The sequence below is a fragment of the Pseudomonas sp. BAV 4579 genome, from assembly GCF_009765395.1.
GTDB lineage: Bacteria > Pseudomonadota > Gammaproteobacteria > Pseudomonadales > Pseudomonadaceae > Chryseomonas > Chryseomonas aestiva.
Window position 1 is genome coordinate 1 of the sequence record NZ_WHOV01000201.1, and the last position, 14,660, is coordinate 14,660.

At 61.8% G+C, this 14,660-nt stretch carries 11 protein-coding genes and 2 pseudogenes; 9 read left to right on the top strand and 4 right to left on the bottom strand.

Features of this window, described 5'->3' with window-relative positions; translation table 11 throughout:
* The coding region (locus tag GSQ95_RS24870; protein WP_158973980.1) for a PHP domain-containing protein at window positions 1-796 on the bottom strand (796 nt) is incomplete at its 3' end.
* 60 nt (window positions 797-856) lie between these two features.
* Here GSQ95_RS24870 and GSQ95_RS24875 point away from each other — a divergent pair.
* From GSQ95_RS24875 to GSQ95_RS24890, 4 genes are all read left to right on the top strand, one after another.
* The gene (locus tag GSQ95_RS24875; RefSeq protein WP_158893921.1) at window positions 857-1,441 is read left to right on the top strand and encodes a septation protein A; all 585 of its coding nucleotides are present in this window, start codon (window positions 857-859) and stop codon (window positions 1,439-1,441) included.
* 4 nt (window positions 1,442-1,445) lie between these two features.
* Window positions 1,446-2,123: a response regulator transcription factor gene (locus GSQ95_RS24880; RefSeq protein WP_133860652.1), complete on the top strand. Its 678-nt coding sequence runs from the start codon at window positions 1,446-1,448 to the stop codon at window positions 2,121-2,123.
* Window positions 2,124-2,234: 111 nt separating this feature from the next.
* A complete protein-coding gene (locus tag GSQ95_RS24885; protein ID WP_158893919.1) occupies window positions 2,235-2,669 on the top strand; it encodes a Spy/CpxP family protein refolding chaperone in 435 nt (144 codons plus the stop codon).
* A 257-nt stretch (window positions 2,670-2,926) separates the two neighbouring features.
* Window positions 2,927-4,300: a HAMP domain-containing sensor histidine kinase gene (locus GSQ95_RS24890; protein WP_158893917.1), complete on the top strand. Its 1,374-nt coding sequence runs from the start codon at window positions 2,927-2,929 to the stop codon at window positions 4,298-4,300.
* On the opposite strand, the gene GSQ95_RS24895 is transcribed toward GSQ95_RS24890, so the two are convergent.
* A complete protein-coding gene (locus GSQ95_RS24895; RefSeq protein ID WP_158893915.1) occupies window positions 4,275-4,841 on the bottom strand; it encodes a nitroreductase in 567 nt (188 codons plus the stop codon). The two genes, GSQ95_RS24890 and GSQ95_RS24895, sit on opposite strands and share 26 nt — an antisense overlap.
* Before the next feature lie 200 nt (window positions 4,842-5,041).
* Here GSQ95_RS24895 and GSQ95_RS24900 point away from each other — a divergent pair, with 200 nt between their 5' ends.
* The 4 genes and pseudogenes from GSQ95_RS24900 to GSQ95_RS24915 all read left to right on the top strand — a co-directional run bounded on the left by GSQ95_RS24900 (window position 5,042) and on the right by GSQ95_RS24915 (window position 11,224).
* The gene (locus GSQ95_RS24900; protein WP_158893913.1) at window positions 5,042-6,424 is read left to right on the top strand and encodes an adenylate/guanylate cyclase domain-containing protein; all 1,383 of its coding nucleotides are present in this window, start codon (window positions 5,042-5,044) and stop codon (window positions 6,422-6,424) included.
* A 998-nt stretch (window positions 6,425-7,422) separates the two neighbouring features.
* A complete protein-coding gene (locus GSQ95_RS24905) occupies window positions 7,423-8,523 on the top strand; it encodes an amidinotransferase (protein ID WP_158893911.1) in 1,101 nt (366 codons plus the stop codon).
* Between the two features lie 168 nt (window positions 8,524-8,691).
* A pseudogene (locus GSQ95_RS24910) lies at window positions 8,692-9,916 on the top strand (acetyl-CoA carboxylase biotin carboxylase subunit family protein).
* A gap of 63 nt (window positions 9,917-9,979) precedes the next feature.
* Window positions 9,980-11,224 (top strand): annotated as a pseudogene (locus GSQ95_RS24915) (acetyl-CoA carboxylase biotin carboxylase subunit family protein).
* A 289-nt stretch (window positions 11,225-11,513) separates the two neighbouring features.
* Here the strand turns inward: GSQ95_RS24915 and GSQ95_RS24920 are convergent.
* Window positions 11,514-13,208, bottom strand: coding sequence for a DEAD/DEAH box helicase (locus GSQ95_RS24920; RefSeq protein ID WP_133860657.1), 1,695 nt, complete (start codon window positions 13,206-13,208; stop codon window positions 11,514-11,516).
* A 281-nt stretch (window positions 13,209-13,489) separates the two neighbouring features.
* Window positions 13,490-14,239 carry a spermidine synthase gene (locus GSQ95_RS24925; protein ID WP_158893909.1) on the bottom strand — a complete coding sequence of 250 codons (750 nt, stop codon included), beginning with the start codon at window positions 14,237-14,239 and terminating at the stop codon, window positions 13,490-13,492.
* A gap of 112 nt (window positions 14,240-14,351) precedes the next feature.
* Between GSQ95_RS24925 and GSQ95_RS24930 the strand changes: the two genes are divergently transcribed.
* The coding region (locus GSQ95_RS24930) for a 3-deoxy-7-phosphoheptulonate synthase (protein ID WP_178123849.1) at window positions 14,352-14,660 on the top strand (309 nt) is incomplete at its 3' end.

The following is a 14,660-nucleotide window of genomic DNA, read 5'->3' on the forward strand; positions in this document are numbered from 1 at the left end:
GACGGTACATGCCCAGCTCCGACCACTCGGCCGGCGCATGGAAATCGCTGCCCGCACTGACCATCAGACCGAATTCCCGCGCCAGAATTGCCAGGGTGCCGACCTGCTCCGCCGGCTGCACGCCGTTGACCACCTCGATGGCATGGCCGCCGCCGCTGACGAATTCGCCGATCAGCTTGCGCAGCTTGGTGCGGGTGAAGCCATAGGCCAGCGGATGCGCCAGGCTGATCCAGGCCTTGGCGCCCTTGAGCGTCGCCAGGGTCTCGGCCAGGGTCGGCCAATGCTGCTTGACGTCGCCGAGCTTGCCGCCGCCGAGCCATTTGCGGAAGGCATCGCCGCGGTCCGCGACATGGCCGGCCTGCACCAGGTATTCGGCGAAATGCGGCCGGGCCGGCGCATTGCGACTGTCGCCCAGGGCCAGTTGCACCGCGCGAGCCCCTTCCAGGGTGCCGGGCATGCCCTTGGCCGCCAGCCGCCGGTCGATTTCCCGGGCGCGCTCCCAGCGACCTTCGTGCAGGGCTTCCAGGGCGGCATTCAGCTCCGGCGCCTCAGGGGCGAAGTTGTAGCCCAGCACATGCAGCGTGGCGCCGCCCCAGGTACAGGACATTTCGATCCCGGGGAGCAGGCGCAGACCCAGGCCATCCGCGGCTTCCAGGGCTTCGGCGTAGCCGTCCAGGGTGTCGTGATCGGTGATGGCCAGCAGCTGCACCCCGCGCTCATGGGCTCGTCTGACCACCTCGGCGGGCGCGAAGGCACCGTCCGACGCGGTGGTATGACAGTGCAGGTCGATACGCATGGCTTTCTCCTCCGGCTTCATCAGGTATTATGCCGCGATGCACTGTTATCGGCTGCGTTAATGAAACAATTCATCGATTTCATCCCCCTGCTCCTGTTCTTCCTGGTGTACAAGCTCGATCCGCGTCCGCTGGAATTCGCCGGGCATGCCTTTACCCTGGGCGGCATCTTCAGTGCCACCGCGGTTCTGATCATTGCGTCCCTGGTGGTCTATGGCGCGATCTTCGCGACCCAGCGCCGGCTGGAAAAGAGCCAGTGGCTGACGCTGATCGCCTGCCTGGTGTTCGGCGGCATGACCCTGGCCTTCCATAGCGAGACCTTCCTGAAATGGAAGGCACCGGTGGTGAACTGGCTCTTCGCCTTGGCCTTTCTGGGCAGCCAGTTCATCGGCGACAAGCCGCTGATTCAGCGCATGCTGGGCCACGCGGTGCGCCTGCCGGCGCCGATCTGGACGCGGCTGAACATCGCCTGGATCATCTTCTTCATCGTTTGCGGTTGCGCGAATCTCTATGTGGCCTTCACCTACGAAAGCTTCTGGGTCGACTTCAAGGTCTTCGGCAGTCTGGCGATGACCCTGGTGTTCATGCTTGGCCAGGGCCTCTATCTGGCGCGCCGTCTGCAACCCATGGATGAACCGCGAGACTGATCCCATGAGCCAGATACTGCTGATCGACGACGACCAGGAGCTGTGCGAGCTGCTCGGCGCCTGGCTGAAACAGGAAGGCTTCGAAGTCACCGCCTGCCATGCCGGCAGCGATGCCCGCACCCAGTTGCGCGAAGCCACGCCGGACGTGGTGGTACTGGATGTGATGCTGCCGGACGGCAGTGGCTTGGAACTGCTCAAGCAGCTGCGCAGCGATCATCCGCAACTGCCCGTGCTGATGCTGTCGGGACGGGGCGAGCCGCTGGACCGCATCCTCGGCCTGGAACTGGGCGCCGACGACTATCTGGCCAAACCCTGCGATCCGCGTGAACTCACCGCACGGCTGAGAGCCATCCTCAGGCGCAGCCATCCGGCCCAACCCGCGGCCCGCCTGCAGCTTGGCGATCTGTCGCTGAGTCTGGCACGGGGCGTCGCCAACATCGGCGAAACCGAGATCACCCTGACCCTCACCGAGAGTCGCATCCTCGAAGCCCTGCTGCGCCAGCCGGGCGAACCCCTGGAAAAGCAGGCGCTGGCCCAGGCAGCACTCGGACGCAAGCTGACGCTCTACGATCGCAGTCTGGACATGCACGTCAGCAATCTGCGCCGCAAGCTCGGCAGCCATGCCGACGGTCGCCCGCGCATCCTGGCGCTGCGGGGCCGCGGCTACTACTACAGCGTCTAGTCCTCCGCGCAGCCTTTACCCCCTCTTTACGCCCGCTGACCGCCACTGACTCCCCCACTCCTAGACTGGGCTCATCCGGTATTGCACCGGTCATCCCAAGGAGATTTCCCGATGCGCAAACTCATGCCCGCCGTGCTGTTCGCTGCCCTGCTGCCGACCCTGACCCTGGCCGCCACCCAGGACAGCACCGACCTCACCCCGCCGCCCCACGGCAAGCTGATGGACGGTGGCCCGCGTGGCGATGGCCCCCTGCGTGGCCTCAAGCTGACGCCCGAGCAACGCGAGCAGGTCGGCAAGCTGATGGGCGAGGAACGCCAGCAGCAGCGCGAGATCGTCAAGAGCTATCTCGACAAGCTGCCCGAGGACCAGCGCAAGGCCCTGCACGATCAGCTGGATGGCAATCGCGACAAGACCCGCCAGTCCATTCGCGCCCTGCTCAAGCCCGATCAGCAGAAGCGCTTCGACGAAATGGAGAAGAAGCGCGAGGATCGCGCCAAGGAGTGGGCGGAATTCCAGCAGTGGAAGCAGGACCACAAGTCCTCGTAATCCCCGATCGCTGCGCCGACAGTCCTCGGCGCAGCGTCCTATCAAGAACCTGCCCAACGTCTCGCAAGCTGGAGATAAACAAGGCCTAGGCGGCCCCACGAAAATGCCTGAGGAAGCGGATCGGACCCGCGCTCGGATTTACGGGTGGTAAATGAGCATTCCGACGGGGCCGCCTAGGTGGGGCTGGCCTTCCAGGGCATTTTCAACGCCGTTTGGCCGACGCGCAGCAGACTTTGAGCAGCTTCCAAGGCGACCGCATGGTTTTTCGTTCCCTCTTCTGGCGCATCTTCGCCACCTTCTGGCTGGCCATCCTCTCCGCGGTCGGCCTGACCATGCTGCTCGGCCACCTGGCCGACCAGGATTCCTGGATCCTCGCGCAGCATCCCGGCTTGCGCGACCTTCCCGAACAATGGGTGCAACGCTATGAAAACGACGGTCCCGCCGCTGCCCAGGGCTTGCTCGAACAGCGCAAGGGCCGCTACGGCATCGATGTGCTGGTGCTGGGCGAGAACGGCTCGCCCCTGGTGCGCGTCACCTTGCCACCGCGCATCTTCGACCAGGATCTCGACCAGCCCCAGCGGCAGCAGCGTCCCGGCCCCGGCGCCCGCGATCCCAACCGGCCCCTACCCTGGCGACGCCTGACCGACGAATACACCAGTCCGAGCGGCCAGAATTACCTGTTCATCTACCACCTGCCGACGCCCGAGCTGGGCGCATGGCGCCGGCAGAGCCTGTTCTGGCCGGTCGGCATGCTGGCTATCGCCACCGTGGTGCTGACCCTGTTCAGCCTGCTGCTGACCCTGAGTCTGACCCGACCGCTCAATCATCTGCGCCGCGCCGTCCACGACCTCGGGCAGACTGCCTATCAGCAGGACACCTTGGCCCGCCTGGCCCGGCGCAAGGACGAACTGGGCGTGCTGGCCGAAGACTTCAATCGCATGGGCGCCCACCTGCAGCGCCTGATCGACAGCCAGCGGCAGCTGCTGCGCGACGTGTCCCACGAATTGCGGTCACCACTGGCGCGGCTGCGCATCGCCCTGGCGCTGGCCGAACGCTCCGATCCCCGTGATCTGGGCAACATGTGGCCGCGACTGACCCTGGAATGCGATCGCCTGGAAACCCTGATCGGCGAGATCCTCGCCCTCGCTCGCCAGGAGGCCGACCCGGGTCCACCCGAGCAACTGGAATTGCATCCGCTGCTGGAAGGCCTGGTGGAGGATGCCCAGCTCAGCGCACCTCAGCAGCGTGTGGAACTCGACGTGCCCGTCGCCCTGCGGCTGGATGGCTGGCCGGACGTGCTGGAACGCGCGCTGGACAATCTGTTGCGCAATGCGCTGCGCTTCAATCCACCCGCGCAGCCCATTGTCATTTCGGCGACGGCAGCCAAGGGCGAGATCCGCATCCAGGTGCTCGACCACGGCCCCGGAGTCAAGACAGCCGACCTGCCGCGCCTGGGTGAGCCCTTCTTCCGCTCGGATCAACAGCACGCCACTGGCTACGGCCTCGGCCTGGCCATCGCCCGCCGCGCCATCGAGCGCCATGGGGGCGAGCTGCACCTGAGCAATCATCCGGACGGCGGCTTTCTCGCCACCGTCATCCTGCCGCTCAGGCCGGTCCTGGCCAATGGCTGACCTGAGCGCTCAGATCACGCGGCGCCGGGACGCGCGGCGCTACTTCCGGCGTGCCCAGGTAGATGTAGCCCACCAGCTGTTCGTTTTCGGCCAACCCGAGCCCCTGCAGCACCCAGGGGTCGTAGCTGAAGTCACCGGAGCGCCAGACCGCCCCCAGCCCCAGGGCGAAGGCCGCGTTGACCAGGCCGTGGGCAACGCAGCCAGCGGTGATGATCTGCTCCTGGACGGGCACCTTGGGGTGCTCCTGCAGGGTGGCAACGACGGCGATCACCAGGGGCGCTCGCAGTGGCATGCGCCGAGCCTTGTCCAGGGCCGCTGCATCCGCATCGGGCTCACGACGGCGCAGGGCGTCGGCATAGAGCTCGCCGAGCGCGGTGCGGCCCTCGCCGGCCACCAGCAGCAGCCGCCAGGGGCGCAGCAGCTTGTGGTCCGGCGCCCGGTCCGCGGCGCGCAGCAGGATTTCGAGTTGCTCGGGGGTCGGACCTGGCTCGGTCAGGCGACCGACCGAGGCGCGAGTGCAAAGGGCTGCGAGGGCATCCATAGCGTCTCTCCTGTAAAGATGCCGCAGTGTAACCCAGGGATGACTGCCGAATCTGGCTGTCACAGCAGCGGAATGGCCGACAATCTTGGCCGCCGCCGGGGCGGTCGGCTAAGATCGCCAATGCAAGAAAACCCGGCCGCTTTCATCGTCGCGAACGGAGTTATCCCGACCTCTCGCCTTTTTCGAAACGGACCCGACAGATGAAGTTTGCGCTCAACCGGTTCCTCGCTGCGTCCGGTGACAGCCTGGGCGTCTACTACGCCCGGGTATTCGCCTATCTGATCGCCGCTGCCAGCGTCACTGCGGGTTACTACGTCCAGGCCGATGCCGTGGGCCTCTGGCTGATCCCCTACGCCCTGCTCTATCCGCACGTGGCCCAGACCCTGAGCCTCAAGCTCCGGCGCGACCGTGGCGCCCAGACCGATGTAATGCTCGCCGCCGTAGACGCCATCCACGTCGGCATGGCCGCGGTGGTGTTGCGCTTTCCGCTGATGCCCACCCTGATGCTGCTGTTCATGCTCGGCTACACCAGCATGCTGCGCGGTGGCCCCCGCCTGCTCGGTCTCTGCCTGCTGTTCGCCACCAGCGCCGCGGCGCTGGGCAGTGCCACCTTCTTCCAGGGCGTCGACCTGACCAGCCCGCTGCTGGTGGCGGTCACCAGCGTGGTGGGCACCATGCTGCACCTTTGGGGCACCGGCTACTTTCTGCACCGGCAGCGCAAGCGCCTGATCCAGATCAACGACGACCTCAAGCGCGAGCAGGAGAAGTCGGCGATCCTGGCGCACAACCTGGCGAAGTACCTTTCGCCCCAGGTCTGGGAATCCATCTTCACCGGCAAGCAGCACATCGCCCTGGGCACCCAGCGCAAGAAGATCACGGTGTTCTTTTCCGACATTAAAGGCTTCACCGAGCTGTCCGAAGAACTCGAGGCCGAAGCCCTCACCGACATGCTCAACAACTACCTCAACGAGATGTCGAAGATCGCCGTGAAGTACGGCGGCACCATCGACAAGTTCGTCGGCGACTGCGTAATGGTGTTCTTTGGCGACGCCAACAGCCAGGGCGCCAAGAAAGACGCCGTGGCCGCGGTCTCCATGGCCATCGCCATGCGCAAGCACATGAAGGTCCTGCGCCAGCAGTGGCGCAGCCAGGGCATCAACAAGCCACTGGAGATCCGCATGGGCCTGAACACCGGTTACTGCACGGTCGGCAACTTCGGTTCCAGCACGCGCATGGACTACACCATCATCGGTCGCGAAGTGAACCTGGCCAGCCGCCTGGAAAACGCCGCCGACGCCGGCGAGATCCTGATCAGCCACGAGACCTATTCGCTGGTCAAGGAAACCATCATGTGCCGCGACAAGAGCTGGATCACCGTCAAGGGTTTCAGCAAGCCGGTGCAGATCTACCAGGTGGTGGACTTCCGCCGCGACTTGGGCGCCTCCCCCAGCTACGTCGAGCACGAATTGCCGGGCTTCTCCATGTACCTGGATACCAACAACATCCAGAACTACGACAAGGACCGGGTCATTCAGGCGCTGCAACTGGCGGCGGAAAAGCTGAAGGACAAGGTGATCCTTTAACGCGACCGCAGATCCTGCGGCCGCATCCAGACGCACCTCGGCGACCTTAGCTGGGCGCAACCAGACCGCTAGCGCAAGCGGCATTCGAGCTGGTGCCCAGCAGGGCGCTGATGCCCCAACGCGCACCCCAACCTGCCCTCCCTTGGCGATACTCATTGCCGGCAATCAGATCGCATGTTGGCTCGGCAACCGGACAGCGGCGTAGCTGAAGCGAACTCGCTGCTTCGGCCCAGCTGAAAAGGCCCAGGCCCACGTTGGACGGCGCACAGCCCTGGTCTTTCGATACCCACCCTGCCCCGTCCCTTCCAGGAGCACGCGAAGCCGAAGACTTACCTACGACTCCAGGATGGGCATCGCCAGTGATGAGGCCATCTTCCTTTGTGCTGCTGGCAAGCCGGCCTATCCCGATTTTCTGAAAGGTAGCCGGGCGACGATCAGCCTTGGCCAGCGAATCTACGCTGCGCAAAGTACCGATGCGGGTCAGGTGCAGCCCAACCTCCTGGGCAGCGTTCACGGTGAGCCTTCAATAGCACCCCGAAGCGCCTCTCCCCATCATTGAATTGCCCAGAGCGATTTCAATAAGCCATGAAGATGCACGCCATCTCCGCCATGACATGCCTGCCGCATGATCTTCAAAGAAGTACTACCAGCATATTAATTTTCGCCCTACTTATTACATGTACGCCAACACCTATCGTGCAAACCGATGCATCTCCTTTTTATCAAATAGCCTGACCGGATCAAGCCGCCAACCACATCCCCTCTAAAAACACGGCAGCAGTCAGGAAGACGCACTATAAATCATCACCCCACAAGAAATATCAATTAAGCAGAAGGCGCGCGCACTTACCCGCACTTCTGGCCCAACACTCGACCAACACATAGGAATACCGTTATCTTATAATCCGACAATATCTATTTACTTAACCGCCTCTCTTGCCACCCAGTATTTTTTCGCCAAACATACACTCTTCACTTACTGCTGGAGGCCATTGGCCATGGAATTCCAAACAGAAGAGTCCTCATCTTTTTCCAGCCTGGAAAGCCCAGTAGAAGTCTATACGGAGTGGGACCCCCTGGAAGAGGTCATAGTTGGAATAATGGATGACATTCGCGTACCTGAATGGGATACCGGCTTGAGAGCCATCATACCCAGGGAATCGAGCGACTTTTTCCAGACCTACTCAGGACGACGTTTTCCAGAAGAGCTGGTCAGCAAAGCCAGGCAGGAAGTCAATACGCTGGCCAGGATACTGGAAGCCGAGGGCATAAGAGTAAAGCGGCCAAACGAGTCCAATCACCATCAGCCCTTAGTGACTCCCCATTTCACGACAGGTGGCACCTTCTACTCCGCCATGCCAAGGGACTGCCTTTTCGCAATCGGCAAAAAGATCATTGAAGTGCCCATGGCCTGGCGCAGCCGTTACTTCGAGACCTTCGCTTTTCGTGACATCCTGAACGATTACTTCAGCAGAGGTGCTGACTGGATCTCAGCACCCAAGCCGATGCTGAAAGACGACATCTGGGAAAAGGATCATGACTTCGACCAGGAGATTCCATTCAAGTCCATAATCACCGAGGTGGAACCGCTATTTGACGCTGCCGATTTCATGAAAATGGGCCGCGACATCATAGGGCAGCGTAGCCATGTAACCAACAACAAAGGAATCGAATGGCTGCGCAGAACTCTCGAGCCAGACTATCGCATCCATATCTATGAGTTTGAAGAGCCGGGACCCATGCATATCGACACGACGATATTGCCACTGGCACCAGGTCGTGTATTGGTCAACAAAGGCTGGGTGCCGCGGATTCCTGACCTCTTCAAAGACTGGGAAATTTTAAATCCTCCGCCGTCCAACCTGCCAGATGACCATCCGCTTTACATCACCTCCAAGTGGATTCACATCAATGTACTGATGTTGGACGAAAGAACTGTCGTCGTTGAACAGGACGAGGAGGCATTGATCAGTGCCTTTCGCAAGTGGGGATTCAAGACCATCCTCTGTCCGTTCAAACACTTCCAAACCTTTGGAGGCTCTTTTCACTGCGCGACGCTGGATGTCAAACGTCGCGGAAGCCTGAAAAGCTATATCTGATGACTGTCGGCGCCCCGCTTGCAGCAATGGGATGCTCTTAGCGCGCAGGGCCGGAGGCCCTGCGCGCTCGATGGCCCCATCCTATCGGAAAGGCCTATAAGCGCAGAGCATTTCCAGCCAGTGTCCACGGAGCGATACGGGCAGCCGAACCCAAGGCAGAGCATTGAAATGCACGACAAACCTACTGTGCTGATCGTTTCTTCCGACCTTGATGTCACCTCGCACCTGGAAGCGATAAAGGAGCTGCATGACCTGGAGGGCTGGGCGTTCGTCTTCCTGCTGGAGGATTACCTGGGCGAAGCACGCGCTGAACTCAAACGGCCGGAAAACTTCATCGTATCCGACTTCGCTAACGCCACTGAGGTGGCGGATGCGCTGGATAGGATAGCTCACGGCCATAAAATCTCTACGGCGGTCGCTTTTGATGAATTCTCACTCTACGTCGCTGCGTCAGCAAATGATCGCTGGCAACTCCAGGGCATAGCTCGAAAAGATGCTCAACGTTTTCGCGACAAGAAGAAGATGAAAGAAATTGCTCAGCGAGCAGGCATCAAGACAGCCAGGGAAATAACCCTTGATGAAATCAAGCGCGCAGAGATCCAGTTCCCCGTCATCATCAAACCGCGTTCGCTGGCAGGGGCTCAAGGTGTCCGGATCATTTACGCAGCAGAAGAACTTTCAAGAATAGATATAGATTTCAACTCTGACTACCAGGACATGAGTGAGCGTCAGTATCTTATCGAAGCCTACAATCCAAGCGGTATCTATCATATAGACTGTGTCGTTCTCGAAGGAACGCTGGCATTCATATCGGTCGGCGAATACCTGGGAAAACCCATTGATTTCCTGCAGGAAAAACCTTTCGGCACGTTGTCCGTTCCCGAGCGGATGATCGAGGATACCTGGCGCCATTTCGCTGAAGCCGTGATAGCGGCATTCGATGCGCCTGACGGGCTTTATCACATAGAAGCCTTCGCCGGTGCAGAACTACTGGAAATCGCCTATCGACCTGGCGGCGCTGCCATCGTGGAGATGATAGAAATGGTCTATGGATTGGACCTGAAGCATATCCATCTGGCCGCACAATTGCGGTTTAGCGCCGTCGCTCGATATCCAACGCAAGGAAGAAGCCTTCGGCTACATGACCTTTCCTAAAAAGCATCTTGCGACCGATCCGCTCTACGTCACGCAAACCTCCTTTCCGCCCCTCGAAAACATGCCGACTCTGAGAACCTACGCGATGCCCAGAGCAGGCGACCTAGCGTCGGGAAAATTCTACTGCTACAAGGATTCGCTGGGTTCTTTCGTATTTTGTGGCAACCGCAATCTCGTGCTCCAGGACATCGACTACCTGAATAACAACTACCGGGTCGAGGTGGCCGCTGAACAGTGAAAAGCCGCTTTGGAATAAGCCTGCCTCAGAGGATTTTCCACAAAACTGGAGGCTAATTGCGTCATGAGACTAGACCAGCCAAACACCATACTGATCATTTCCTCTGAACTGGATGTCAGTGAGGTAATCGCCAACATCAGCACCACCTACCCCATACCGCGTTGGACGTTCGTCTATCTTCTGGAGGATCTGCTGGATCAGGCCGGAGCGGAATTGATTCGCACCGACACCTTTCTGGTTCGTGACTTTGCCGCCCATGCCGAGATTGAAAGAGCCTTTGACCGAATCGCCAGCGAGTACCGGGTAACTGCGGTCCTACCCAATGATGAATTCGCGGTACACATCGCGGCCTGGGCCAATGAGCGCTGGGGACTGCCAGGGCTAACGCTAGAGGTGGCGGCACGGTTTCGCGACAAGAAGCGAATGTAGCAGATCGCCCAGTCGTTCGACATCCCAACGCCCAGAGAACTCACACTCGACCAGATCAAGGGCGGCGCGGCGACATTCCCGATCATCCTGAAACCCCGATCCCTGGCTGGCGCCGTCGGGGTCAAGATCATCACCAATGCCCTCGAGCTTTCCGACATTCACAGCGGTAAGGATGACGCCTATCAGGATATGAGCGACCGCCAGTACATCCTTGAAACCTATAACAGCCAGCCGCTGTATCAGCTAGATGCAGTCGTCCTAAGGAGACAGCTGGCATTCCTGTCCGCGGGAGAATACCTGGGAAAACCCATCGACTATCTCGCCGAGCGCCCGCTGGGGTACCTCTCCGTGCCCGAAGACGATCTTCAGGCACGCTGGCGACCTTTCATCGAGCGCGTGATGGCTGCGTTTGACGGGCCTGATGGGGTCTACCATATCGAAGCCTTCGGCGACGCCGACGATGGCTTCGAGCTGCTGGAAATTGCCTACCGCCGTGGCGGAGGACCCACGGCCGAAATGGTAGAGCTCGCCCATGGAATAGACCTGCGCCTGCTTCACCTGACGCTTCAATTGGGTCTCTGCGAATCCTTGCAGGCCCACCACGGTGCCGATGCCTGGGCCTACCTGATGTTTCCGAAAAGACACCTGTCCCGTGAAAGGCTTTATGTTACGCACCTGTCGCTCCCGGATAGCGAGAACCTGCCGACATTGAAAATCAGGACCCTCCCGCGCCCAGGGGACACAGCATCGGGTGAATTTTTCTGCCACAAGGATGGCCTGGGAACATTCGTATTCTGTGGTGGGCGGCAAAGAGTCGCTGAAGACGTTCACTACGTTCTGGATCATTACCAGGTCCATCTCGAAGCCAGAAGCAGATAGACCCCTATGGGGCTGTAGAGGCGCGCTGGCAAGCGCCACGGGCGCGCAGCCCCCATCAGGCGCGACCATCGCCTGCAGTCCCTTTCCCAGCTGCCGTGTCTTGTCCAGGCGCCTGCTTCCAGGGTGATCGCCCCATGCCTTGTCGCCAAGCACAGGAAAACGGCGCTCCCTATGGCTCACTCCAGCGCGGGTAGCGTGTTCATCAGCCAGGGAACGATTCGATCCCAATAAAAAGGCCCCGACGCCTTACAGCGCCGGGGCCTGATCTTTGCCAGCGAAACGCTGGGGATCAATCCTCGCGATAGCGACGCAGGCGCAGGGCCTTGCCGGCTACGCGGGTGTCCTTGAGCTTGGTCAGCAGACGCTCCAGGCCGTCCTCGGGCAGCTCCACCAGGCTGAAGGAGTCACGGATCTGGATGCGGCCGATGGCCTCGCGATCCATGCCGCCTTCATTGATGATGGCACCCAGCAGATTCTTGGCGGCAACGCCGTCGCGGGCGCCCAGCGCGGTGCGGCAACGCACGCGGCCTTCCGGCAGCGGCTGCATCGGGCGACGCTCACCACGATCCGGACGTTCGCCGCGCTCACCACGCTCAGGACGATCGCCGCGCTCGGTACGCGGACGGTCGCCACGGCCCGCGCCGGGGGTCAGCGGCTGCTCACGGCGCAACGACTCGATATCGAGGGCGCGGCCGGCGGTCAGCTTGGCCAGCAGCGCAGCGGCCAGGGTCGAAGGATCGCACTGCAGACGCTCGCACAGCTCCTGACGCAGCGCGCCGTGGGTAGCATCGGCATCGGCCAGCAGCGAACCCACGCCATCGGCCAGACGGGAGATACGGGCTTCCAGCACGGCTTCGGCGTCGGGCAGGCGGATCTCGCCGACCCGCTGACCGGTAACGCGCTCGATCACCTGCAGCATGCGCCGCTCGCGCGGGGTGACCAGCAGCAGCGCGCGGCCTTCACGACCGGCACGACCGGTACGACCGATACGGTGCACATAGGACTCGGGATCGTAGGGCATGTCCACGTTGAGCACGTGGGTGATGCGCGCCACGTCCAGACCGCGCGCCGCCACGTCGGTGGCGACCACGATGTCCAGCGAACCGTCCTTGAGGGACTCGATGGTCTTCTCGCGCTGAGCCTGGGGCATGTCGCCGTTCAGGGCGCTGACGCGGTAGCCCTGGCGCTCGAGCAGCTCGGCCAGGTCCAGGGTCGCCTGCTTGGTCCGCACGAAGGCGATCAGGGCGTCGAAGTTCTCCACTTCCAGCAGGCGCAGCACCGAGGCGGGCTTCTGGTCGGCATGGACCATCAGATGCGCCTGCTCGATGCGGGCGACGGTCTGGGTCTTGGCCGCGATGCGGACGTGTTGCGGATTTTTCAGGTGACGTTCGGCAATGGCGCGGATCGACGGCGGCAGGGTCGCCGAGAACAGGACGGTCTGGCGGGTTTCCGGCATGGCTTCGAAGATGAATTCGAGGTCGTCCATGAAGCCCAGCTTGAGCATCTCGTCAGCTTCGTCGAGCACCAGGCGCTGGACGGTGGCCAGCAGGTTGTCGTCACGGCGCAGGTGGTCGCACAGGCGGCCGGGGGTGGCGACCAGTACCTGGGCACCCATGCGCAGGGACTTCAGCTGCGGACCCATGGGCGCGCCGCCGTAGAGAGCCACGACTTTGACGCCAGGCATCTCGGTGGAATAGGTTTCGCAGGCGGTAGCGACCTGCAGGGCCAGTTCACGGGTAGGAACCAGCACCAGAATCTGGGGTTCACGACGGGACGGGTCGAGCTGCGAGAGCAGCGGCAGAGCAAAGGCTGCGGTCTTGCCGGTACCGGTCTGCGCCTGGCCGATCATGTCGTGGCCGGCGAGGATCACCGGAATGGACTGCGACTGGATGGGCGACGGCTCTTCGTAACCGACGGCCTTGATGGCGGCGAGGATGGCGGGATTGAGATTGAGCGCAGCGAAATTGCTGATGTCCTGGGTCATTGTCTTGCCTCGTGTGCTTCGCAAAGACCCCAAAGCCAAGAGCTGCGCTTATCCGAATGACCGAAGTCGCCCAGGCAGCCAAGGTGTGAGCTTTTTGCGAAATAGCGGATGAAAGGGGGTGAAGCGTCTAGGATTGTTCGCCGTCGGGCGAACGCACGACCGGAGTGGCCATGGTGGCGGACCGGGAAAATGCAGTTCCTGAACGGAAGGTCAAAAAGACCGGGGCGAATAATACCCGAACCCTGGACATTTCTCCAGAGAACCTTGGTCTACTTTTGAGGTCAGGTTGCCGCACGCAAGTTGTCCAAATAGGACTCCAGATCGAAGCCGATGCGCAGGCTCAGTTCCCGAACGCGCTGCCGCGTACCCGCCTCGTCCAGCTCCTGTTCCAGACCTGCCGGTACCAGCAGGATCACGTTGCCCTCCACCACCGGGCACTCCCAGTAGTGATGACGGAACAGCCCGCGCAGCAGCGCGGCGCCCAGCGGCTTGCCGTCGGTGGCGCTCCACTGGTTGATCATCAGCCAGCCGCCCGGATTGAGCTTGGCCTGGCAGTTTTCCAGAAAGCGCCAGGCCAAATGGGCGCTGGAGGGGCCGACGTCGGTATAGAGATCGACAAAGATCAGATCGGCAGGCGCTGCGCTGTCGAGCAGGTCCAGGGCATCGCCGATGCGGATCGCCAGGCGCGGATCCTCTCCAAGACCCAGATGCTGCCGCGCCAGGCGCGGCACCGCGGGGCGCAGCTCCAGCGCTTCCACGGCCTCCAGGGGCAGCCACTTGAGGCAGGCCTGCGTCAGGGTACCGGCGCCCAGCCCGAGAAACAGCGCACGGCGGGGCTGCGGGTGGCAGAGCGCGCCCAGCAGCATGGCGCGGTTGTAGTCGTATTCCAGCCAGGCGGGATCCGCGGTGAAGACGCAGCTCTGCTCCACTTCCTCGCCGAACTCCAGGAAGCGATAAGGCCCCACCTCGACCACCCGGATCCGGCCATGGTCGTCGACGACCTCTTCCAGCAATACTTCCGACTCGACCATCACCACCCTCCTCTATAGCCGCCCATGGTAGCCGCGATGGGCACTGTCTATCGAGCGTTGCGCCCGTCATCGGTTACCATGGACGGCTTCGTCGCACCACTCAGAGAAAATCATGTCCGCGCCCTGGAGCCCCACCAGCTGGAGAAGCCTGCCCATCCAGCAGCAGCCCGAATACCCCGATCAAGCCCGCCTCGCCGATGTCGAGCGCACCCTGGCCGGCTATCCGCCCCTGGTGTTTGCTGGCGAAGCCCGCGAATTGCGCCGGCAGTTCGCCGAGGTGACCCAGGGTCGGGCCTTCCTGTTGCAGGGCGGTGATTGCGCGGAAAGCTTCTTCGAATTCTCCGCGGGCAAGATTCGCGACACCTTCAAGGTGCTCCTGCAGATGGCGGTGGTCATGACCTTTGCCGCGGGCTGCCCGGTG